The sequence below is a fragment of the Macrococcus equi genome, from assembly GCF_047426745.1.
In the GTDB taxonomy this organism is placed as follows: domain Bacteria; phylum Bacillota; class Bacilli; order Staphylococcales; family Staphylococcaceae; genus Macrococcoides; species Macrococcoides equi.
In genome coordinates, this window is sequence record NZ_CP179732.1 from 1,535,548 (window position 1) to 1,558,555 (window position 23,008).

Genomic DNA, 23,008 nt, shown 5'->3' on the forward strand with positions numbered 1-23,008 from the left:
GAGACTTTGTCTTCAGTCTGACCCGAGCTTAGCTCGGGTTTTGTTTTTGTTGTATATAACTTTTAAGGTAACTTTAAAGTTATTCATAATTGTGAGCTATGATTAATAGTGGTAACTTGTAGGTAAGAGGAGTGGTAGCTATGTTGATGTTACTTGATTTAATAATCGATCTTTTAATGCCAGATGCTTTAGATGAAAAAGAGCGTTACGAACAGCAGTTGGTGAATGATTATAAGCAGTCAAAGCAGTAAAATAAGTTTCAATCTACACCTTACAGGGAAGAGTGTATTAACTTTATATAAGGAGTGGTAGATGTGAAATTTATCGAAACTTTCACGAGCGAACAGCCTTTGCATGGTAAGATTGAACAGTTAAGAGAAGAGGGGATTGATCCTCGTGATTTATATATCATTTCAAAGAATAAAATAGAGGGATTATCTATTATCGACCAGGATGTGAATTACATCAGTGCTGACCGTAACACTGCAGATAATGTGAAATCTTTTTTTACAGGAAATGATGTGGAGTCTCATCATTATGATACACACCAGTTATCTGGTCTATCAAAAGAAGATTACAAACGCGCGCTGGATGCGGGTCAATTATTATTATTTATGAAAGCACTGGGGGAATAAGCATGTCAAAACAAGATAAACGTTTCACGAACCACAAAGATGGTTCAGACAAAAGTTCTAAAATGTTAAGTACATACATCATAGTTGATGAAGAGACTGGTGTTCAATATCTGTACGCAGCAATGGGTTATGGTGCAGGGTTAACTCCAATTATAGATGCTTCTGGTAAGCCGGTGCTTGCAGAAGGTTATCCAAAATAAGATGGGGCAAATTGTCTCATCTTTTTTCTTGAAATAAAACCGTAATATATTTCACTAAAAGAGATATAGTATAATATTTCTAATAGTTAAAAAGGAGATATCTATGGCGAAGCTTTCTAAAAAACAAGTACAGAGAAATAAAATGATTCTTCTCCTCATCCTGTGTGCGATTGCATTTATCATTTATTTGATGATTGGTCACGCAATCAAAGAGTATGAGAAAAAGATGATGGACCATAAAGTAAATCTTGATCATACATACGGTGAGGCACTCGCGAGACAAATGAAGAGTGGGGCGCAATTTTCTAACGGTGCGGTCTGGAAAAATGCGACCAAAAAACAGATTGATGAATATTTAAACCCTAAAAGTTATTATCATCACCCGGAACAACAATATCAGTTTCTGAATCTTGGCATGAGTCAGGAAGTCTCTGCGGGTAAACTGAACAGGTTATTAGAAGGTAAAGGGATACTTGAGGGCCTTGGTACAACATTTGCTAAGGCAAGCAGAATTGAAGATATCAATGAAATTTATTTGATTAACCACGCACTACTTGAAACCGGCAATGGCAGAAGTGAACTTGCTAGAGGGGTCACTGTTGATGATAAAGGTCACGTCGGTAAAGGGGACAAGAAGTATTACAATTTCTTTGGAATCGGCGCATATGACCACGATCCGATAAATGAAGCGGCAAAGTTTGCGTATGAACACGAATGGGATACACCGGAGAAAGCAGTGATGGGTGGCGCAAAGTTTATTAAGGAAGAATTTATCAATAAGCCTCAACAAAATACATTATATGGTATGCGCTTTAATCCGAGTCATCCTGGTAAACATCAATACGCAACGGATGTTCGCTGGGCACATCATAACGCGCGAGGTATCGCTCATGATTATAAAAGATTAAATATTAAAGGGAAATACTTTACCCGATATTACTATAAGGAATAAATTAATGGCCTTGAGCATTGCTCAAGGCCATTAATTTATTTTGCTTCTGTTGTAGCTTCTTTAGCACCATTTTGTGCTTGTTGCTGCATTTCTTTTTGCATTTGTTCTACTGGTTTAGCTGATTTCGCACCTTCTGGAACTGTAATCGGTGTTACTTTATTGTACTTATCGTAAGTTGCGATTGTTTCAGTAGATACTTTTTTGTCTTTAATCGTCATATTCACTTTCGTTTCAGTCGTCTTCATCATATAGTCTTTATCAAAGTTAATAACAGCTTCACCATTAACTGATTTAACTTGTTTTTCAACTGAAGATAATAAATCCTGAGAACCTGTTTGTTCAGCAATTTTTTTATACTCTTCTAAGTTTTTAAATTTCTTCGTTAAACTGTAACCATCTGCAGTTTTCTTGAATTCTGCATCTTTATATCCATCCAGTGAATTTAGAGCAGTGGCATAATCTAATTGTTCAAGCTGTTTTTTTACTTCGTCTCCCATTGCTTTTGTCACGTCCATAAACGTTTTATTATCTGGTGACATGACAACTTTCTTATCGAAAATAAACATATTCATTTTTTGACCCATAGCTTCAGTCGTGATATGTGTTGTATCATTTTCATCAACATTCATATCCATGTTAACTTTATTTTCTTTACCATCTAATTTCATTTGCGTGTCTAATTTTGCATGATAACTTTTAATATCTTTTCCAGCTGCTTTCGCTTTGTCAATAACATCAGCTGAAGCTTTTACTTCTTCTGATGATTTAGAGGTATTTTTACTTTCAGTTGTTTTTGTATCGTCATTCTTTGTGTCTTGAGTTTGCGTTTCTGTCTTTGCTTTATCCTCAGATTTGTCTACTGCATCATTACCACATGCTGCAAAGATTAAAGTCGTACCAAGTAATGCTGATAACAAATGTTTTGATTTCATAAAAAATCCTCCTTAAGTGATTAAATAAATCATAGCATAATTTGATGATTTATTAAAATAAGACTTAAGGAGGAAATATTTATCTGTCTTGTGGTGCTTGTTGTAATACTTTATTGCGTTTAATTGGATCGAGTCTTCTCTCGATTAACCCAAGGATAATATCTGCTAGTACTGCCATGACAGCTGTTGGCAGGGCACCGGCTAAGATGATTGAAGTACCGTTCGTCGCGTTTGTACCACGAATGATAATATCACCTAGACTTGGTGCACCGATAAATGAGCCGATTGCAGTCACACCGATTGCAATAACAAGTGCAATTCTAATGCCTGCAATGATTACAGATAGACTAAGTGGTAACTCAACCATTGTGAGTAACTGACGTTTGGTCATACCCATCCCTTTACCTGCATCAATTAAATGACTATCGACAGATCTAATGCCTGTATACGTATTTTTGATGATTGGAAGTAACGAGTAAAGAAATACGGTAGTGATAACGGTTGTCTTACCTAAACCAAGCACTAACATCAGTAATGCGAGTAGTGCGATAGCTGGTACTGTCTGAATGATATTAGCTAAAGCAATCACCGGCCCAACTAACTTTTTATGACGGGCAATCCATATACCGATTGGTATACCGACAAGAGCACCCAGTAATACGCCGTATATACTTATCAGGAAGTGGTCTAAAAATAACTGAAATACGTAACCTGAATTATCCTGGAAGTAATGGATGAACTGTTCAAATGTATTCATTTTATCCATCTTATTTACCTCCTTCAAAGTAGTTATGTTTCTTTAAGTAATCTTCAGCAACAACTGCAGGTTCCTTTAAGTTGTTATCCACTTCATAGTTTAACTTCTGCATCTCTTCAGTAGAGATTTTATTCTTCATTGATTCAAGGATTGATTTCACTTCCGGATGTTTCTTAAGCAGTGCGTTACTAGCTACAGGATTGGCATCATATGGCGGGAAGAAATGAAGGTCATCTTCTAATATTTGCAGGTCATAACTTTGAATACGACCATCTGTTGTATATCCTAAGACAATATCCATTTTTTTCGCATTCACTGCCTCGTAAACCAGTCCGATTTGCATTGGCTTAGTATCTTTAAAGTCAAAGCCGTATTTCTTTTTGAATGCTTCGTATCCGTCACCTTTACGCTTCATCCATGAAGAATCTACACCTGCTTTAAGTTTTGATGCGACTTTTTTAAGATCACTTACTTTTTTAAGATGATATTTTTTCGCTGTTTCTTTTGTCACCATGAAGGCATACGTATTTTCAAATCCGTATGAGTCAAAGTAATGCTGATTAAAATCTTTCTCGAATGCTTCTGTAACAACTTTACGTGCACGTTTTGGTTCAGTAATCGGTTCCTTGCCTAAAGCACCGGTTAAATCTGTACCGGTATAACGGGCACTTGATACATTAGCATCACCACGTACCATTGCCTGATGTACTACTGTCCCTGAACCGAGGTTGTTGATAAGTTCAACAGGAAGGTCAGTATCTCTCTCTACGAGTATTTTAATCATATGCGCAAGAATTTGACTTTCTGTTGTGTAAACGGATGCAATTCTAACTTCATCAGTGTTATTTTTATTTGAACATGCTGATAGTGTTGCGCTGATGAGGAGTATACTGCTGAGTAATAACAATGTTTTGAATATGTGTTTCATCTTACAAATCCCCCTTCGTAACTTTTAAACCTTTTGGGGTTGTGTAATTTTCGACAATCGAAAGTATAAAGTCAGTAATTAATGCAAGTAACGTTACTAGGACTGCACCTGCGATAATTAATTTCGGCTGAAATAGATTTAACCCATTAAAAATGAAATCTCCAAGACCTCCTGCTCCAATGTAAGAAGCAAGGGTTGCCCAGCTGATTGCATAGACTGCTGACAATCTGATACCACTCATGATAACAGGTACAGCAAGCGGGAGTTCAACCATACGTAAAATTTGATTTTGCGTCATGCCCATTGCACGTCCGGCTTCTTTAGCATCTTTCTTAACTGATTGTATTCCTAGATAAGTATTATTTAATATGGGTAACAATACATAGAGAAATAATGCGATAACAGCAGGGAGTGTACCGATACCAAAGAACGGTATCATCATCGCAAGAATAGCGAGTGACGGTACGGTTTGTAGTACGCTTGTAACTGCCAGCACAATTTTCGCTAACTTATCTGATTTCGTCAGAAGTATCCCTAGTGGTACCGCTACAAGTATTGCTGCAAGTAAACTGAGTAGGGATATAGAGATATGTTCTATCGTCTTTGTGAAGAGTTCGGCTTGATTTTGTTTTAGGAATTCAATCATTTTTATGCCTCCTCTTCCTCGTCACCCCAGATTGTGTCATACACAATATCAACTAAGTTTGCTCGCGTAATAACGCCAAGCAATCTATCTTGCTGATCAAGTACAGGGATAACGCGAATATTTCGTTTAAGTATTGTACGCACAGTATCTTGTAAGAACACGCCTGAACGTACAAAGTAAACTTTATGATTCATAATGCGTGATAAGCTTAAATGCTTTTTATGAGCTTCAGATAGATCTTCTATATCAACATATCCGACTAACACATTTTGATCATCGACTACAAACAATGTATCAACGCGTGATGTTCTCATTATGTTGATGGCTTCACCGATTGATTTCTCAGGAGTAATTGAAATTGGCTTATGCATTGCCTGGTCAACTGTTTTGATATTTGGCGTTGTTTGAATTAATCTATTTTCTCCAATGAAATCTTTTACGAAGTCATTTGCCGGATTACGTAAAATATTATTCGGTGTATCAATTTGAATGACTTCACCGTGACTCATAATAACGATTCTGTCGGCAAGTTTGATGGCTTCGTCCATATCATGTGTCACCATAATAAATGTCTTATTAAATTTCACTTGTAATTCTTTTACAAGGTCCTGCAATGTATCACGTGTAATTGGGTCAAGTGCTCCGAAGGGTTCATCCATTAAAATGATTTCCTGATCTGCAGCCAGTGCGCGAATGACACCGATACGTTGTTGTTGTCCACCTGAAAGTTGAGAGGGGTACATATCAAGGTAAGATACAGGTAAGTCGACAAGCTGAATTAACTCTTCTGCTTTTCTATTTTTATCTTCTTCAGACCATTTCAATAGTTTTGGGACAAGTGTAATATTATCGCGGATTGTCATGTGAGGAAGTAGACCGATTTGCTGAATAACATAGCCAATATTTCTTCTAAGTTGGACCGGATTCATGTCTTTTATGTTTTTTCCGTTCAATAAAATAGAACCGCTTGTTGGCTCTATCATGCGATTAATCATACGCATCGCCGTCGTTTTACCGGAACCACTTGTACCGATAAAGGCGATAAATTCTCCTTTTTCAATGTTAATGTCTAAATTGTTGACTGCTTTTTTTCCGCCTCGATAGACTTTTGAGACATTATTAATTTCTAACATGTTGTCACCTCTGGATAAAATTTGTGCAAGATAAATTTATTTATGTATGATAAAATCCCGCGCTATTAGTTTGTTTACCCTATTATTTGATAATATATATATAAAGGGAGGAACTTTTTATGAAAATAGCAATTATCGGGACAGGTGTAGCAGGCAGTAGCGTGCTCAAATACTTGTCTAAAGCAAAAAAATTAGGTGCAGAAATTCTTTTATTTGATGACCAGAAGTACATAGGTAAAGGTCGTGCGTTCCAATATGATGATCCGGAATTACTGATGAATTATCCAGGTAACCTCATCAGTATGAAGCCGAATAAGCCTCAAGACTTCATCAACTGGATTGAAAAGCATCAGGATAATTTAAAGCTTGGTATCCATAAAGAAGAGCAGGATAACCAATCAGGTAATGAATATTATTCGCGTCACTTGTTCGGTCAATATATGGCAGACCACTTTGAAAAGTTTGCTAAGAAAAAGAATGTGACTGTTTACGGTGACCATGTGCGTAATATTGAAGTACGAGGGAAAGGATACGTTGTGTCAACTCAAAATGATACATATGAGGTTGATGCAGTATTTTTATCACCCGGTCAATTCGGACCGATGGATCCATATCAATTAGCTGAAATTCCTAATTATTTCAGCTGGCCATATCCACTGAATAGAATCGAAGTGGAGGAGAATAAAGATTATGCTGTGATTGGCACAGGTCTATCTTCAGTAGATATTGTGCGTTATCTTACACCTGAACTCAATACAACGTTATATTTAGTGAGTCGTGACGGTAAAGTTCAGTCTGTTCGTGGTGAGATGGCAGCTATTAAATTGAAATATATCACGCGTGCTAAACTTGAAAAATTAAAAAATAAAAATAACGGCTTTATACCACTTGAAGAAATGGTGAAATTATTTAATAAAGAAGCTGAATATCAGGGTATAGCAAGTGAAAAACTATTTAAATTAAGTCGTGTGAATCCATTACGAGCCATTCAATATGACTTATCACATGCACAAGAAGTTGGATTAATGCAATCATTTATCTATGAATTAACGCGTTTAGCCTCTTATATCTGGCCGTTTATGACACGCACTGACAAGGATGCATATATCGATCAGTACGCAGAACTTATCAATGCTTATGCGAATCCAATGCCTGAATCAAGCGCTCAATTGATTGCAGAAGGGATAGAAAATAATCGTATCGTAATCTTAAGTGAGATTTCTGAGGTCGAATACAAGTATAATAAATTCAGAATACACACAAAAGATGAAGAGATTCGTGTGCATTATGTGATTAATGCAACAGGTCCTGCAAAAGATTATAAAGAAGCGTTGGAACCTAATCCGTTAATTGAAAACTTAGTGAATCAAGGTTTGCTCATTGCTCATCCGGACGGTGGTTTCTACGTGACACCGCTTAACAATGAAGTAATTGCTGCAACAGGACAACTGAATCATTTTTATATGCTTGGTCAGAAGACAGGTGGCGTGAATTATCTTAATAACGGTATCGTTGAGCTTTCACTGGAAGCTAAACGTGTAGTTGAAGAATTCATTAAAAGTATTCAGGAGGGGTAACTGTGTATACAAAGGGTGATGTGACGAACTGGCAAGGCAGGGTAGATGACCTTAAACAACGTGCTCATTTTAGAAATTTTCAAAGCGTGGATATTATTGATCTTGAAGATGAAAACAAACAGGATATCTCACATAATGTTGGGTTATTAGGTTATGCGGTAGACCAAGGTGTTCATTTAAATCAAGGAAGAACTGGGGCTAAAGAAGGACCTTCAGCCATACGACAGAAATTTGCGAACTTACCACTAAAAAATGATATTACCATCGCTGACTTTGGAGATGTATTTACAGAAGATGACTATGTAGAGGATGTCCAGCAGGAATATGCAGATAAAATTGCACAAACTAGTAAACATGCGAACTTTCATTTCCTGTTAGGTGGAGGACATGACATTGCTTATGCACATTTTAAGGGGTTAAAAGAAATATATCCGAACAAGTCGATAGGCGTGATTAATATTGATGCACACTTTGACTTGCGTGATGCAGATTGTGCGACAAGCGGTACAGGATTTAAGCAGATACTCGATGAAGACCGTGATGCTGGATATTTAGTGATTGGCATCCAAGAGGCAGGTAACACAGAACATCTATTTAACGTTGCTGATGAATATGGCGTGCAATATGTTCTGGCAGAAGATGTAGATCAAAATAGTACGAGCGAAGTTATTCAAGCATTTATCAAGGGATATGACGTCATCATGCTGACATTATGTCTGGACGTTATTGACAGCGCATTTGCACCGGGGGTAAGCGCACCATGCAGTTTTGGTCTCTCGCCACAACAAGTGGAGCGTCTTATCAGGGAAGTTTTATCCTATAATAAGACGCAGCACTTAAGTATTGCAGAGATGAATCCGGCATATGATATTGACGGCAGAACGGCAAAGTTAGTGTCACATATTATGTTTCATGCAATCCATCGAAATCCCAATATTGTTTAAACATATCGATTAAAGAAAGCACTCGAGTTGAGTGTTTTCTTTTTTTGTGGAAGTTGATATAGATAGTGCGATGTATAGCAGGATTAATTTCGATACCATTTAGTGCATTAGCATTATGTGACTGATAATAAATTTTAGGGATAACAGCATATCCTAAACCATCATGAACAAAGTTTAAGGCAGTTTCAAAACGATCAACTTCAAGTACAATGAGCGGTCGAATATCATGACGCATAAAATAATCATTGAGGTGTTTACGCACCTGAAAAGAATCATTCGGTAAAATCAATGGTAAGCCACTCAGTTCAATCGTTTCTTGATTATCAAATACATTGTTTGGAGTTGTTAGAATATAGCTTTCAGTATAAATCGGTAAAGAGGTGACTTCATTATGTTTAATAAGATCATTAGAAAGTGCGATATGCACATCATTATTAATCAGTGCAGCTGTAATTGCTTCACTACTTAAAATTTCACGCACCATATAATGCTGGTTTGCATAAGAGTGATGATGGTTTTTAATCACGTGAGTCACCCATTTATTAGTAGATTCAAGAATTCCGATCTTAATTTTAGGATGATTATTATAATTGAGATCATACATTTCCTCGACAGTCTGTTGATATTTATGAACAATATCTTTAGCAAGCTGATAAAAGATTGCACCGCGTTCTGTGATTTTTATTTCTTTAGTACTTCTTTCAAGTAGTTTATAGCCTAGTTCATTTTCTAATTTTTTTATAGCAGCAGTTAATGATGGCTGACTGATATGCAGATAGTTACTTGCTTTCGTAAAACTTTTATTTTCTACAACAGCAATAAAATATTCAAAATGAAGAATCTTCATCATCACACCTCATTTATAGTTTTAAGCTATCAATAATTAGTTTATTGATATTGGATAACTATATATTATCAAATTATAATGTAATTGTATTCAGAAAATTTAATTAAATTTGATGGAGGTATAATGATGAGAAATATACGCGCAAAAAAAGGTTTAGAGATTGAATGTAAAGGCTGGGAACAGGAAGCAGTACTTCGAATGCTTTACAATAACTTAGATCCTGAAGTTGCTGAGCATCCTGAAAACTTGGTTGTGTATGGCGGGATTGGTAAGGCTGCACGTAACTGGGAAAGTTTCGATGCGATCGTAGAAAGTTTAAGAAACCTGGAGAAGGACGAAACGTTGCTTGTACAGTCTGGTAAGCCGGTCGCAATCTTTAAAACACATGATCAGGCACCACGTGTATTATTATCGAACTCAGTTTTAGTACCCAAATGGGCTAACTGGGATCACTTCAACGAACTTGATAAAAAGGGATTAATGATGTACGGACAGATGACAGCGGGAAGCTGGATCTATATTGGTTCTCAAGGGATTGTTCAGGGAACTTATGAAACGTTTGGAGAGCTTGCGAATCAACATTTTAATGGAGATTTAAAAGGTACGATTACTTTAACTGCGGGTCTTGGTGGTATGGGTGGTGCCCAGCCTCTTGCTGTTACGATGAATGGTGGGGTTGTCATCGGTATTGATGTGGATGAGAGTCGTATCGATAAACGTATTGAGACGCGTTATTGTGACGTAAAGACGCATGATGTTGATGAAGCAATTCGTTTAGCGAATGAAGCGAAAGAAAAAGGGGAAGCTTTATCGATTGGTTTAGTTGGTAATGCAGTAGACGTTTACAAAGCATTACTTGATAAAGATTTCAAAGTGGATATCGTTACAGACCAGACATCAGCACACGACCCATTAAATGGTTATGTACCGGTTGAATATTCATTAGAAGAAACGATTAAATTACGTAAAGAAAATCCTGAAGAAGTGGTTCGTTTAGCGAAAAAATCTATGGCGAAACACGTTGAATATATGCTTGAGTATAAAAAGCGTGGTGCCATTGCATTTGATTATGGGAACAATATTCGCCAGGTTGCATTTGATGAAGGTGTGAAAGATGCATTTAGTTTCCCAGGCTTTGTGCCAGCATATATCCGTCCATTATTCTGTGAAGGTAAAGGACCATTCCGTTTTGCGGCATTAAGTGGTGATCCAAAAGACATTGAACGAGCGGATGAAGAGATGCGTAAATTATTCCCGGATAATAAGAAATTAATGCGCTGGTTAGATCTGGCAAGTGAAAAAATTGCTTTCCAAGGGCTACCTTCTCGTATCGCTTGGCTGGGATATGGTGAACGCGCTAAAATGGGATTAGCATTAAATAAACTTGTGGAGACAGGAGAAATTTCAGCACCAATCGTTATTGGTCGTGACCACCTTGATGCGGGTTCTGTAGCAAGTCCAAACCGCGAGACGGAAAGTATGCAGGATGGTAGTGATGCTGTAGGTGACTGGGCAGTATTAAATGCCTTAATTAACACGGCTGCCGGTGGTTCATGGATTTCATTCCACCATGGTGGTGGTGTTGGTATGGGTTATTCATTACACGCTGGTATGGTTGTAGTTGCTGATGGTACTAAGAACGCTGAAGAACGCTTAAAACGTGTATTAACAACTGACCCAGGTATGGGTGTAGTGCGTCACGCCGATGCAGGCTACGATATTGCAATTAATGTTGCAAAGGAAAAAGGCGTTAATATTCCAATGTTAGATAAATAATTGAGTATCGAAAGGATGTAAATAATGAACGATTTAATCATTCAAAATATTAGTGAACTGATCTTACCGAAGAAAACAGAAAAACCGCTTAAGGGTGCTGAACTAGGCGAATTAAAAATTGTGAAGAATGGTACGGTAGTTATTAAGGACAGTAAAATTGTCTATGCGGGTGAATTTACAGATGAATATATCGCAAAAGAAACGATTGACGGTAAAGATAAAACAGTATCACCTGCGCTTGTTGATGCCCATACACATCTTGTACACGGAGGCTCACGCGAACACGAGATGAGTTTAAAACGCCAGGGTGTATCTTATCTTGAAATTCTGGAGCAAGGTGGCGGCATTCACTCGACAGTAAAAGCAACACGTGAAGCAAGTGAAGATGAATTGTTTAATAAGGCAGAACATGAATTACTTCGCATGATGCATCACGGTGTGTTAAGTGTTGAGAGTAAAAGTGGTTATGGCTTGAGTTTAGAGCATGAACTTAAGCAGCTGCGTGTATCTAAACGTCTGCAAGAAAAATACGGCATCAATATGAAACATACGTATCTCGGTCCGCATGCTGTACCGAAAGATACAGATAGTGAAACGTTTATTGATGAGTGTATTAAAGATTTAGAACAAGTAAAGGATATCGCAGATTTTGCCGATATCTTCTGTGAGACTGGAGTATTTACAATTGATCAGTCACGTAAGTATATGCAGGCAGCTAAACAATTAGGACTTCCAGTGAAGATTCATGCCGATGAAATTGATCCGTTAGGTGGCTTAGAACTTGCAATCGAAGAAGAAGCAATCAGTGCTGACCATTTAGTTGCAGCAAGTGCTAAAGGTAAAGCAATGCTTAAGGACAGTGATACTGTAGCGGTATTATTACCTGGTACAACATTTTATCTGGATAAAAATGAATATGCAGATGCACGTGGTATGCTGGAGAATAACGGTGCAATCGCGATTGCAACAGATTACAATCCAGGCAGCTGTGTGACGAATAATCTTCAGATGGTGATGAGTATTGCGGCACTGAAATTAAAATTATCTCCTAAAGAAATCTGGAATGCAGTTACAGTGAATGCGGCAAAAGCAATCGATGTGGATGCAGGAACAATTGAAGCGGGAGACGCGGCAAATTTAGTAGTATGGCACGCGAAAAATCATGAATATATCCCTTATCACTACGGTGTCAATCATGCAGAAAAAGTAATCCATAAAGGAAAAGTTATTGTCGATAACCAATTTAATCTAATGTAACGAATGAAACCGGTGCTTTGAATGAGTACCGGTTCTTTTTATGGCAGTGATATTATCACAAGATAATTAATAAGCACTTTTTCATAAAGAAATTTACTTATTATTGATTTTTTATTTTAACTTCGTTATGATTAGATTGTCTTAAATGACATACAAGTGAATACTATTCTTTCGGGGCAGGGTGAGATTCCCAACCGGCGGTGATAGTCCGTGAGCTGATAATGTATATTTGATGCTGATTCTGTGAAACTCAGAAACCGACAGTATAGTCTGGATGGGAGAAAGAATAAGACGCCATTTCAACATGGTTTATTTGTTGATAATTTTTTTCAGCATAAACTTTATAGATGGTCTTATTTATTGAACCTAAAAATAACAATCGCCCTGGGATAACCCAGGGTGATTTTTTTATAGGAGATGAATAAGTTGTATTTAGAAAAAGCGTTTGAACTTGTAAAATGGACAGATGGACAGACAGGAAGCAATCCTGCAGTCGGCTGTATCGTTGTTAATAACAATAAAATTGTTGGTATCGGTGCGCATCTTATAGAAGGTGAAGGTCATGCTGAAGTAAATGCCATCAATATGGCAGGAGAGCATGCACAAAATGCAACGCTCTATTGTACGCTGGAACCATGTAGCCATTTTGGAAAGACACCCCCTTGCACTGAGAAAATCGTGAAAAGCGGGATTGCAAAAGTTGTCTTTGCAGTGCGTGATGCCACGTTAAATTCAGGGATTGAATACATGGAATCTAACGATGTTAAAGTCATTCATCAACATGTAGAAGAAATTGAGCAATATTATCAATCATTCTTTCAGGCGAAAATTAGTCAAAAACCATATACCATCCTTAAAATGGGATTAACGCTTGACGGTAAAACTGCTGATGATTCTGACGAGAGCAAATGGATTACGAATGCAGAGTCACGTGCGCATGCACATCGTATTCGCTATAGTTGTGATGCCATTTTAGTAGGCTACGGTACATATAAACATGATCAGCCAACACTGGATAGTCGCGATTACATCGATAAGTGGATTCGTAAAGTAGTCATCTCCAATGGATTATTTGAGATTAATGACAAAGACGATAACGATTATGACAGACAGCGATTAATTGTTGTGACGAATAAAGAACAGTCGATTGACGGTGTTACAGTGATTGTATTACCTGAACTTCAGCCTGAAGCGATACTAAAAGCCTTATATTTACATAAGATTAATCGATTAATAATAGAAGGCGGTATGCAAACAATACGTATGTTTGCTGCGTCAAAAAACTATGATGAAATACACCAATACATTGCCCCGAAAGTTTTAGGTGGATCCTCCAAACATCAGTTTTTAACAACTGATAATCCTTCTAGTATGTCACTAATGACACAACTCACACTTGTTACTGTTAAAACCTTTAATCAAGATGTACTACTTATCTATAGAAAGGATGATGATGATGTTTACAGGCATCATTGAAGAAGTAGGCGTCATTCAGCAAATTAAACGTCAGGGAGATACAACGTTTATGACGATTGGCTGTGAAATCATAACTGAAGATATGCATATCGGTGACTCTATCAGCGTTAATGGTGTGTGCTTAACAGTTACCTCATTTAAAGCTACATCTTTTAACGTTGATATTGTTGAAGGCACTAGTGCGGTGACATTATTTCATACGATGAAAGCAGGTACCCATGTTAATCTAGAACGCGCTTTATTACCGACGACACGTCTTGGTGGACATTTCGTCAGTGGACATGTTGATACCTGTTTGACTGTTGAAAGTATGAAACATTTACAGAAGACGATGGTCATCAGATTAAAGCTACCAGCAACGTTTAAAAAGAATGTAATTCCGAAAGGTTCAATTGCGGTGAATGGTATTTCACTGACGATTTTTAAGTTAGATCATTGTATAGAACTGCACATTATTCCGGAAACAGTAAGAAGTACGATGTTAAAAGACTTAAAATCTGGAGATAAGGTCCATATAGAATTCGATATGCTCGGAAAATATATTTTAAATAGTAGACAGGAAGAAAGTGAGTTAACTTTATCTAAACTGGAGATGATGTTGTAATGTTTGATGATATAGAAAGTGCACTGGAAGACTTAAAAGCTGGAAAACCCATTATTGTAGTAGATAATGAAAATCGCGAAAACGAAGGAGATTTAATTGCGATAACTGATTATATGACTGAAGATACGATTAACTTCATGATTAAACATGCGCGTGGATTAGTTTGTGCACCGATTTCAGTTGAACTTAATAAAAAGCTTAATCTATTACCGATGACGCATCATAATCAAGATCCGAATCAAACAGCATTTACCGTAAGTATCGATCATGTGAGTACGACTACAGGGATCAGTGCATATGAAAGATATTGTACAGTGAAAGCATTAACTAATCCGGATGTATCAATCAATGATTTTAATCAACCGGGACATATCTTTCCGCTGATTGCAAAACCAAATGGTGTATTAGAACGCCTGGGGCATACGGAAGCGTGTGTAGATCTTGCAAAACTGTGTGGTGCTACTGAAACGGGTGTTATCTGTGAAATTATAAAAGAAGATGGCACGATGGCCCGCCGAGATGATCTGGCAGTCTATAAACAAGAACATCATTTAAAGATGATTACTATTGCGGACCTGGTAGATTACATTAAGACTGTTAAACCACTTGTTAAACGAGAAGCAAAAGTTAATATGCCAACAGATTTTGGCGACTTCACGATGTATGGTTACAGTGAAATATACGGTGATAAAGAGCATGTAGTGTACATTAAAGATTATGAAGGTGTCCCTGATATCAGGTTACATTCAGAATGTCTGACAGGGGATGTCTTCCATAGTAAACGATGTGACTGTGGTGTACAACTGGAACGTGGTATGGAACATATTAATAACCATGGAGGAATTCTTATTTATCTTCGCCAGGAAGGACGCGGAATTGGTCTCATCAATAAACTCAAAGCATATGAAAAAATAGAACAGGGCATGGATACAGTTGAAGCAAACCATGCATTAGGATTTGAAAGTGACATGCGTGAATATGCAGTCGCAGCTTCAATATTAAAGGATTTAGGGGTAAAGCGAGTTAACCTCATGTCAAATAATCCAAGGAAGATGCTTGGGTTAAGTAAATATGGTATAGAAGTGGAGACACGCATACCACATCAGTTTCAAAGTAATGAAATCAATCAACATTATTTATCTACTAAGAAAGAAAAATTAGGACATTTACTGGAGGAGAATTTAATATGAACTATAGTGCACAATTAACAGGACAAGGATTAAAGATTGCGGTTGTTACATCTCGTTTTAATCATTTTATTACGGATAGACTTACAGAAGGTGCGATCGATACGCTTGAAAGACATGGTGTAGAAAGTGAAAACATCGATACATTTTTAGTACCAGGTGCCTTTGAATTGCCATTTGTGGCGAGTAAGTTGGCACAAAAAGGTAAATATGATGCAGTGATTACATTAGGGTGTGTTATTCGAGGTGCTACAACGCACTATGACTACGTATGTAATGAAGCGGCGAAAGGTATCGCAAAAGCAGGTGAATACGGTACGCCGGTTATCTTTGGTGTTGTTACTACTGAATCGATTGAACAAGCGATTGAACGTGCAGGAACGAAAGCAGGTAACAAGGGCGGAGAAGCAGCAATAAGTGCGATTGAAATGGCAAATCTTAATAAGATGATGGATGAAATCTAGAAAAGAAATGGGTAGACTCCCAATTTGGGGATATAATTCAGAGCTGAAATTGGTAGACCCCCAATTTGGGGATATAAAATAGAGACGAAATTGGTAGACTCCCAATTTGGGGATATAATTCAGAGCTGAAATGGGTAGACCCCCAATTTGGGGATATAATTCAGAGCTGAAATTGGTAGACCCCCAATTTGGAGAGATAAAATAAAGACGAAATTGGGGATAGATAATCAAAAAAATACCGTGGGACATTATGTCTCACGGTATTACTATTATTTCTTAAATAATTTTCTTAAAACTACTAAACCTGCTAAAGCAGAACCTGCAACAATCGCACCTTTTTCTACTTCTGGTGTCACGATAGATTTGTAAACAAGTTGTAAGTTTTGAGGGCGTTCAGCTAAACGTCTCATGAAGTAACCATACCAATCTTCACCATATGGTACATACGTACAGAAGTTATACCCTGAATTAGCAATCTCAACTTGTAACTCTGAACGGAATCCATAAAGCATTTGGAATTCGATCAGTTCTTTATTTAAATTATTTTGTTCGATAAACTTCTTCACGTGGTTAATAATATTGTGATCATGTGTTGCAATAGAAGTCATCGTTTTTGCATTAAGTAAACGTTGTTCAATAATTTTAATGAAGTTTGCATCGATGTCTTCTTTTGATTGATAAGCAACAGATGCATCTTCTTTGTATGCACCTTTTACTAAACGTAAACGAACATCTTTGTATTTATCGATTTCTTCAGTCGCACGGAAAAGATAAGCTTGAATTACAGTACCTACATTTTTAAATTCACCTTTTAAACGATCTAACATTTCGAAAGTTTGAACAGTATGATTGTAGTCCTCTGTATCCATATTGATATGCATATTACCACATTCATGTGCTTTTAATAAAATCTCACGTACATTTTCGTAACAGAATTCAGGATCTACATCTAATCCGATTTGAGTTAACTTAATAGACATATGTGCATCAACACCAGCATCATATAATGCTTGAATCATAGCTAAAATGTTGTTTTTCGCTGCAGTTGCTTCTTCTTTAGAGAAAACAAATTCACCTAAATTATCAACTGTAGCAGAAATGTTTTGAGCGTTTAATACACGGATAGATTCAATCGTTGTCTCAATATCAGTTCCTGCAACTACTTTATTTGCCCCTAATGCTAAACCATACTTCTTGGCCGCTTCATTTAAAGTAGCATTTTCACTTAAAGCAATAAAAAAATCTCTTGATAATCCCATCTTTTGTTCCTCCTTAAAATAGTAATCATATGATTACTTTACCCTAATAGAATAATAATAATGAAAACGCTTTAAAAGGTCAAAGAAAATTTTTGATTTTTTCAAATTTTAAGTGATAATTAATTTGAAAGTCACAAAAAATTCATTTTTAAAAGGAAGCTTAGTCATTTGACTGCGCTTCCTTTACATCAGCAATTATTTTTTTCTCGATGGGTTCGTTACTAATTTCTATAAAATGGGGTAAAGCTAAAAAGATTGATAAAACGATGATTACTTTTTTTATAAATTTCATAACGCGCCTCCTCTTATTTAATTTCATTTTAATCATTGAATATGAAGAGAGCATAAATATTGTGTAAATAGTTTATATAGAAATTGTAAATAATAATAAGGTTTAATTATCACAATTAATTGTTATAATATTATTAATTTATGCAAAAGGAGCTAAGGATATGAGAGACTTAGGGATTTATTTTGGGACGTTTGCACCTTGCCACGTCGGACATTTCGAACAAATAGTGCGTGCAAAGCGAGAAAATGAACATGCATTAGTCATTGTTTCAGGATATGCTGGAGATCGCGGGGACAAGGCTGGAATGAGTTTGACAAACCGTGTTAAAGCGATGCGAGAGTTATTAAAAGACGATACGAATGTAACGGTATTAACTTTAGATGAAACTGATATTCCTAGATATCCGGACGGTTGGGCACCCTGGCTGAAACTGTTGCAGGAAAAAATTCAGACGACAGTGAATGAGAACCAATATAATATGAAAGAAGTAACTTTTTATGTTGGAGAAGAAGAATATGTTCAACCACTTGAAGAATACTTCTCAAAAGCATTTGCTGATAGCGATGTTTTAATTACAAAAGTTGATCGTAGAATTACAGGGATCAGTGGAACGTCAATACGAGAAAATCCTATCTTAAACTGGGATTTTGTCACAAGACCTTTTCGAAGATTCTTCGTTAAAAATATCCTGATTATCGGGACAGCAAGTACAGGAAAAACAACACTAGTGCGTGACCTTGCACGACGTTATTCAACATCTTATTCGTTAGAATACTCAAGAGAATATCAAACGACACGACAAGTACGTGACGATGAATTAGATATTAAAGATTTACATGCAATCGGAATTGGCCAATTTGAGTTAAACCGTAAACATATCCATTCACCAGGAACACGTAAAGTATTCTTTGCGGATACAGACGTAATGACAACAAAGCTATATACGAAATTATATGCACCACCAGAAGATTACGAGAAAATTGCGCCGGTTTTTGATTATTATATTTCATTACAGACGTGGGCGTTAATTATTGTATTACCGCCTACAACTGAATACGTTGATGATGGCTTCCGTGATATGAGCATGGCTGATAACCAAGCAAGACTTGATATGCATCAGATGTTCTTAGATGAAATTAAATATCAGGGATTAGAAGATAAGATGGTTGTGTTAGAAGGCAACAGCTTCCAGGAAAAATATGAAGAAGCGCACCGTCTGATCGATGAGATACTTGCGGACGGTAAGGATAATTAAGGGGTAAATAAAAAAATAACTAGGAGATGGGTTATGTTTTTAATTAAGGATTTTCGTGGATTTACTAAATATGAGAAAACATTCTTTGGATTATTTCTTTTTTTCCAAGTTGCAATACTTGTATATTTTTATATTAAAACGAAAGAAATTGACTGGATTAATGTGATAGCCAGTGTATCAGGTATACTGTGTGTGATTATGAGTGCAAAAGGACGCCTCAGTACATTCCTTTATGGTTTAATTCAGGTGATAACATACGGTTGGATAAGTTACCAAGCGAACTTGATGGGTGAAGTATATCTTCAAATTGTATTTGGAATATTCCAGTTCATTGGACTGTATGCTTGGATAAAAAATATGCATACAATTAGCACTAAATCTACAGAAGTGCAGGAAGTAGATACAAAAGGATTAACGATGTTACAATGGGCTATAACATTAGCTCTTGGGGGAGCTTTTTATTTGGCTTTCGCAAAATACTTACAAAGTATTAAGTCAGGCCAACCATTCTTAGACGCATTAAATGTAAGTCTTAATTTAACGGGGCAAGTATTAATGTCTTTCAGATTTAAAGAACAATGGTTCTTTTGGATTGTAGTAAATATCGTATCTATTTCATTATGGATGAGAAAGATGATTCTTAGTGGTAATTTTGATGATGATGGTGTGACAATGGTATTCATGTGGATCGGATTCTTAATTAATAGTATATATGGTTATTACTACTGGAAAAAACTTCAGATTCACACGCAATCATAACTATAGAGTCTCTCTTACATTGATAAGAGAGATTTTTTTGTTTTTATCATATACTTAAACTACAAACTTTAATTAAGAGGTGAGTATTTTGGATAAAGAAACAATAAAAGCTGAGATTCTTAAGAGTCATCATTTCAGACATGCAACACGTAAATATACAGAGGAATTGATTCCACAGGAAGATATAGATTTTATACTTGAAGTGGGACGATTAAGTCCGTCTTCTGTTGGGCTTGAGCCGTGGCGTTTTGTTGTACTGGAAGATAAAGAGCTTAAACAAAAGATAAGTAATGTAGCATGGGGTGCAAAAAAACAGCTTGCAACAGCAAGTCATTTCTTACTGATTATCGCTCGAACGGACGTGCGTTTTGATTCAGACTATTTCTATAATCACTTTAAAGCACGTGTGCCGGATACTGAGAAGTTGAATCGTATGATAGAGATTTATGAGGAGTTTCAGACTGACCATATTGATGTAGCAAATAACCCGCGTGCTTTATTTGACTGGAGTAGTAAACAATCTTATATTGCACTCGGTAATATGATGTCTGCAGCAGCGCAGATTGGTATTGATTCTTGTCCGATTGAAGGGTTTGATTATCAGAAAGTAAATGCTTTGCTGACAGAGGCTGGTGTGATAGCGCCAGATCATGAAGCAATTTCAGTGATGGTGTCATTTGGATATCGTTATTATGAACCGAAAGTAGAAAAGGTTAGAAAAGATAGGGAACAGGTTATTTCGTGGTTTTAATATGTATTGTAAATTCTATGTAAATGAATGCGTACAATCTTTAAATAATCTTAATATTGATTAAAGGATAGAGATGATAAAATAATAGGTGACTTTAAGTAATTATTTATGAAGAGGTGTCAACATGTTTAAAGATATGGCGTATTATATGTTCGGTGAATTAGATCCGTTTTTTCAGTTATTTGTGTTCGAGCCAATCGTTATCACACTGATCGCTCTAGTCGTTGCGATTGTTACAAAAAAAGCCTGGTTAATGGCTGTAGTGATTATCGTCTTAAATTTAATTGATAGTGCAATTGATGCTAACTTTGCATTTGCAGCAGAAGGTATGGGTGCAGTTATTTTACACACATTTACTTATTTCTTTGCTAACTTCTTCTCAATGTTCTATGAATTTGTATTCAGTTTCATCATCGCTGGATTACCATTCATGCATAAGAAGTTCGGTATCGCTTAATATTCATAGAAAAAGTGAAGTCATTTTCATGGCTTCACTTTTTTGTTGTTAATGATTGTTTTCATGCATCTTTTTATAAACTTTTGCTTTTTCAGCGTATTCCTGCTGAATACGAGCCATATCAGCTTTGTCTTCATCAGTGAGTGCTCTCACCACTTTAGCGGGTCTACCCATCGCAAGCATGCCTGGTGGAACTTTCTTTCCAGGTGTAAGTAATGAACCTGCCCCTAAAAATGCGCCTTCACCAATTTCTGCCCCATCTAATACAGTGGAATCCATTCCAACAAGCGCTCCTTTACGGATGATGCTCGAATGTAGCGTAACGCGATGACCAACTGTAACATTCTCTTCTATTATGAGTGGAGCATCCGGTGATTGATGCAGACAGCATAAATCCTGAACATTAGAGTGTTCGCCGATGATGACTGGACTAACGTCACCACGAATCACTGTTCCATACCAAACAGATGCATCTTTAGCGATAGTAACATCACCCGTTACTATTGCATTAGGGGCAACAAATGCACTGTCGTCAACTTTCGGATAGTTTCCATTATATTCATATAACATGTTATGACCTCCTGATACAAGTTTGTTATAATTATGATATCATTATTTAAACAGATATAGAAATCATTAAAGGAGTATCATTATGTGGAAATGGGAAACTGAAAAGGCACCGAAAGGTATCGTCGTAATTGTTCATAATATATTGGAACATCACGGGAGATACGCTTGGTTTATCACACATCTTAGAAGAGATGGTTATCATGTAATTATGGGAGATTTACCCGGTCAGGGACAGACGTCACGTGTAAATCGTGGTCATATTGAACACTTTGATGAATACCGCGAGAAAGTCCTTGAATGGATTGAAGTTGCAGAAGAATACCATTTACCAGTATTTTTGTTAGGCGTTGGTCTAGGTGGATTAATTGCCGTGAATTTACTTGAGAAGGTGAATTTAAAGTTAGAAGGGATCATGCTTGTGTCACCGTTATTTGGATTCCAGAATACTGTTACGACACGTAAAAATTTCCTGGCATCAAGTTTAAGTTCAATTTCTAAGGATGCAAAATTCGACATGAATATTCCTCTGGAAGATTTTTCGAGAGATAAAGAAGTCATTGCTGAAATGAAAAGTGATCCATTAATGTTGCAGAAAGTTAGTTTTAACTGGTATAAATCGATTATTGAAACGATGAAAGAAACAATGGAGAATATCGATAAGATGAATGATATTCCACTGATGATTATGTATTCAGAACAGGATCGAATTGCTGATATCGATCAAATTAAACTTTTCTCAAGAGAAGTAAAGTCGTCAGAAATATATATCAAAAACTGGCGTACACTCTTCCACGAACTGCATAATGAACCAGAAAAAGATAACGTATTGTATTATATTGAATCATTTATGAACAACAGAATGAATTATATTGGGTTGATTACGGATGAAGTGGGTATAGATTAAGATATTGCATGGAACAGAGGGTGAAATAAAATGTCAAAAGATAAACATGAAGTTAGTGATATGGTGCTGTTGAATGATTTACAGAAAGAAATAGATGAAGTTTTTGATTTAATTTCTTCGGAATTTAATTTAACGAAAGAAGAATATATTGTCATGGTAGCGCTTTGGGATCAAGGTCCTATGCCGATGAAAGAGTTAGACAAATATTTAGACATCAAGCCGTATAAAAGAACGCGCTTTTACAATAATTTAGTAGCAAATGGCTGGATTAAAAAAGTTCGTCCGGCAGATGATGAACGTACCGTAATGATTTATTACAATGAAGATAGAGTTTCAGAAAAAGATAAGATTGTAGATTTAGCGTGCTCTACTTTAAAAGGTAAGAAAGATAAATTAAAGTGTCAATTCGACTCAATTATGGACATTTGCGGATAATGTTTAAGGAT

At 36.5% G+C, this 23,008-nt stretch carries 26 protein-coding genes and 1 riboswitch; of the genes, 17 read left to right on the forward strand and 9 right to left on the reverse strand.

What is annotated here, in order from left to right:
- Positions 1–314 precede the first annotated feature (314 nt).
- The 3 genes from ACMGE6_RS08140 (at position 315) to ACMGE6_RS08150 (ending at position 1,787) form a co-directional block, all read left to right on the forward strand.
- Positions 315–635, forward strand: a complete 321-nt coding sequence (locus ACMGE6_RS08140) for a hypothetical protein (protein ID WP_414045999.1) — start codon at positions 315–317, stop codon at positions 633–635.
- Between the two features lie 2 nt (positions 636–637).
- The gene (locus ACMGE6_RS08145; RefSeq protein ID WP_414046000.1) at positions 638–835 is read left to right on the forward strand and encodes a DUF6440 family protein; all 198 of its coding nucleotides are present in this window, start codon (positions 638–640) and stop codon (positions 833–835) included.
- 103 nt (positions 836–938) lie between these two features.
- The gene (locus ACMGE6_RS08150; protein WP_414053398.1) at positions 939–1,787 is read left to right on the forward strand and encodes an N-acetylglucosaminidase; all 849 of its coding nucleotides are present in this window, start codon (positions 939–941) and stop codon (positions 1,785–1,787) included.
- Between the two features lie 35 nt (positions 1,788–1,822).
- Here the strand turns inward: ACMGE6_RS08150 and ACMGE6_RS08155 are convergent, their stop codons facing one another.
- From ACMGE6_RS08155 to ACMGE6_RS08175, 5 genes are all read right to left on the reverse strand, one after another.
- Positions 1,823–2,719: a DUF6612 family protein gene (locus ACMGE6_RS08155; RefSeq protein ID WP_414053399.1), complete on the reverse strand. Its 897-nt coding sequence runs from the start codon at positions 2,717–2,719 to the stop codon at positions 1,823–1,825.
- 79 nt (positions 2,720–2,798) lie between these two features.
- Positions 2,799–3,485, reverse strand: coding sequence for an ABC transporter permease (locus ACMGE6_RS08160; protein ID WP_414053400.1), 687 nt, complete (start codon positions 3,483–3,485; stop codon positions 2,799–2,801).
- A gap of 1 nt (position 3,486) precedes the next feature.
- Positions 3,487–4,404, reverse strand: a complete 918-nt coding sequence (locus ACMGE6_RS08165; protein ID WP_414053401.1) for an osmoprotectant ABC transporter substrate-binding protein — start codon at positions 4,402–4,404, stop codon at positions 3,487–3,489.
- A gap of 1 nt (position 4,405) precedes the next feature.
- Positions 4,406–5,050, reverse strand: a complete 645-nt coding sequence (locus ACMGE6_RS08170) for an ABC transporter permease (RefSeq protein WP_414053402.1) — start codon at positions 5,048–5,050, stop codon at positions 4,406–4,408.
- Between the two features lie 2 nt (positions 5,051–5,052).
- Complete coding sequence (locus ACMGE6_RS08175; protein WP_414053403.1) at positions 5,053–6,183, reverse strand: betaine/proline/choline family ABC transporter ATP-binding protein; 1,131 nt, start codon at positions 6,181–6,183, stop codon at positions 5,053–5,055.
- 119 nt (positions 6,184–6,302) lie between these two features.
- Here ACMGE6_RS08175 and ACMGE6_RS08180 point away from each other — a divergent pair, with 119 nt between their 5' ends.
- Positions 6,303–7,760: an FAD/NAD(P)-binding protein gene (locus ACMGE6_RS08180; protein ID WP_414053404.1), complete on the forward strand. Its 1,458-nt coding sequence runs from the start codon at positions 6,303–6,305 to the stop codon at positions 7,758–7,760.
- A 2-nt stretch (positions 7,761–7,762) separates the two neighbouring features.
- Positions 7,763–8,704, forward strand: a complete 942-nt coding sequence (gene hutG, locus ACMGE6_RS08185) for a formimidoylglutamase (RefSeq protein WP_414053405.1) — start codon at positions 7,763–7,765, stop codon at positions 8,702–8,704.
- Here hutG and ACMGE6_RS08190 read toward each other — a convergent pair.
- Entirely contained in the window at positions 8,664–9,551 is an 888-nt protein-coding gene (locus ACMGE6_RS08190; RefSeq protein WP_414053406.1) for a LysR family transcriptional regulator, read from the reverse strand. The genes hutG and ACMGE6_RS08190 overlap by 41 nt on opposite strands.
- Before the next feature lie 126 nt (positions 9,552–9,677).
- Between ACMGE6_RS08190 and hutU the strand changes: the two genes are divergently transcribed.
- From hutU to ribE, 6 genes are all read left to right on the forward strand, one after another.
- Positions 9,678–11,327 carry a urocanate hydratase gene (hutU, locus tag ACMGE6_RS08195; RefSeq protein ID WP_414046010.1) on the forward strand — a complete coding sequence of 550 codons (1,650 nt, stop codon included), beginning with the start codon at positions 9,678–9,680 and terminating at the stop codon, positions 11,325–11,327.
- A 24-nt stretch (positions 11,328–11,351) separates the two neighbouring features.
- On the forward strand, positions 11,352–12,584 hold the full coding sequence (gene hutI / locus ACMGE6_RS08200; RefSeq protein WP_414053407.1) for an imidazolonepropionase: 1,233 nt from the start codon (positions 11,352–11,354) through the stop codon (positions 12,582–12,584).
- Between the two features lie 163 nt (positions 12,585–12,747).
- Positions 12,748–12,874, forward strand: a riboswitch (FMN riboswitch).
- 136 nt (positions 12,875–13,010) lie between these two features.
- Complete coding sequence (ribD, locus tag ACMGE6_RS08205; RefSeq protein ID WP_414053408.1) at positions 13,011–14,060, forward strand: bifunctional diaminohydroxyphosphoribosylaminopyrimidine deaminase/5-amino-6-(5-phosphoribosylamino)uracil reductase RibD; 1,050 nt, start codon at positions 13,011–13,013, stop codon at positions 14,058–14,060.
- Entirely contained in the window at positions 14,041–14,664 is a 624-nt protein-coding gene (locus tag ACMGE6_RS08210; RefSeq protein WP_414053409.1) for a riboflavin synthase, read from the forward strand. Before ribD ends, ACMGE6_RS08210 begins: the two co-directional genes overlap by 20 nt.
- Positions 14,664–15,854 carry a 3,4-dihydroxy-2-butanone-4-phosphate synthase gene (gene ribB / locus ACMGE6_RS08215; RefSeq protein WP_414053410.1) on the forward strand — a complete coding sequence of 397 codons (1,191 nt, stop codon included), beginning with the start codon at positions 14,664–14,666 and terminating at the stop codon, positions 15,852–15,854. The genes ACMGE6_RS08210 and ribB overlap by 1 nt, the downstream gene beginning before the upstream one ends.
- Positions 15,851–16,315 carry a 6,7-dimethyl-8-ribityllumazine synthase gene (ribE, locus tag ACMGE6_RS08220; protein ID WP_414046015.1) on the forward strand — a complete coding sequence of 155 codons (465 nt, stop codon included), beginning with the start codon at positions 15,851–15,853 and terminating at the stop codon, positions 16,313–16,315. The genes ribB and ribE overlap by 4 nt, the downstream gene beginning before the upstream one ends.
- Positions 16,316–16,584: 269 nt before the next feature.
- On the opposite strand, the gene ACMGE6_RS08225 is transcribed toward ribE, so the two are convergent.
- Together ACMGE6_RS08225 and ACMGE6_RS08230 are read right to left on the reverse strand one after the other, a co-directional pair.
- Entirely contained in the window at positions 16,585–17,574 is a 990-nt protein-coding gene (locus ACMGE6_RS08225) for a proline dehydrogenase family protein (protein ID WP_414046016.1), read from the reverse strand.
- Between the two features lie 160 nt (positions 17,575–17,734).
- Positions 17,735–17,866 (reverse strand): hypothetical protein, encoded by a 132-nt coding sequence (locus ACMGE6_RS08230; protein ID WP_414047001.1) that lies wholly within the window; start codon positions 17,864–17,866, stop codon positions 17,735–17,737.
- 160 nt (positions 17,867–18,026) lie between these two features.
- On the opposite strand from ACMGE6_RS08230, the gene ACMGE6_RS08235 reads away from it, so the two are divergent.
- The 4 genes from ACMGE6_RS08235 to ACMGE6_RS08250 all read left to right on the forward strand — a co-directional run bounded on the left by ACMGE6_RS08235 (position 18,027) and on the right by ACMGE6_RS08250 (position 21,088).
- Positions 18,027–19,121, forward strand: coding sequence for an AAA family ATPase (locus ACMGE6_RS08235; RefSeq protein ID WP_414053411.1), 1,095 nt, complete (start codon positions 18,027–18,029; stop codon positions 19,119–19,121).
- Between the two features lie 33 nt (positions 19,122–19,154).
- Positions 19,155–19,880 (forward strand): nicotinamide riboside transporter PnuC, encoded by a 726-nt coding sequence (gene pnuC / locus ACMGE6_RS08240; protein WP_414053412.1) that lies wholly within the window; start codon positions 19,155–19,157, stop codon positions 19,878–19,880.
- 88 nt (positions 19,881–19,968) lie between these two features.
- Complete coding sequence (locus tag ACMGE6_RS08245; protein WP_414053413.1) at positions 19,969–20,631, forward strand: NAD(P)H-dependent oxidoreductase; 663 nt, start codon at positions 19,969–19,971, stop codon at positions 20,629–20,631.
- A 124-nt stretch (positions 20,632–20,755) separates the two neighbouring features.
- Entirely contained in the window at positions 20,756–21,088 is a 333-nt protein-coding gene (locus ACMGE6_RS08250) for a hypothetical protein (RefSeq protein WP_414053414.1), read from the forward strand.
- 48 nt (positions 21,089–21,136) lie between these two features.
- On the opposite strand, the gene ACMGE6_RS08255 is transcribed toward ACMGE6_RS08250, so the two are convergent.
- Positions 21,137–21,658: a gamma carbonic anhydrase gene (locus ACMGE6_RS08255; protein ID WP_414046021.1), complete on the reverse strand. Its 522-nt coding sequence runs from the start codon at positions 21,656–21,658 to the stop codon at positions 21,137–21,139.
- A gap of 82 nt (positions 21,659–21,740) precedes the next feature.
- On the opposite strand from ACMGE6_RS08255, the gene ACMGE6_RS08260 reads away from it, so the two are divergent.
- Positions 21,741–22,562 carry an alpha/beta fold hydrolase gene (locus ACMGE6_RS08260; RefSeq protein ID WP_414053415.1) on the forward strand — a complete coding sequence of 274 codons (822 nt, stop codon included), beginning with the start codon at positions 21,741–21,743 and terminating at the stop codon, positions 22,560–22,562.
- Positions 22,563–22,592: 30 nt separating this feature from the next.
- Positions 22,593–22,997 carry a transcriptional regulator, SarA/Rot family gene (locus ACMGE6_RS08265; protein WP_414046996.1) on the forward strand — a complete coding sequence of 135 codons (405 nt, stop codon included), beginning with the start codon at positions 22,593–22,595 and terminating at the stop codon, positions 22,995–22,997.
- Positions 22,998–23,008: the final 11 nt, after the last annotated feature.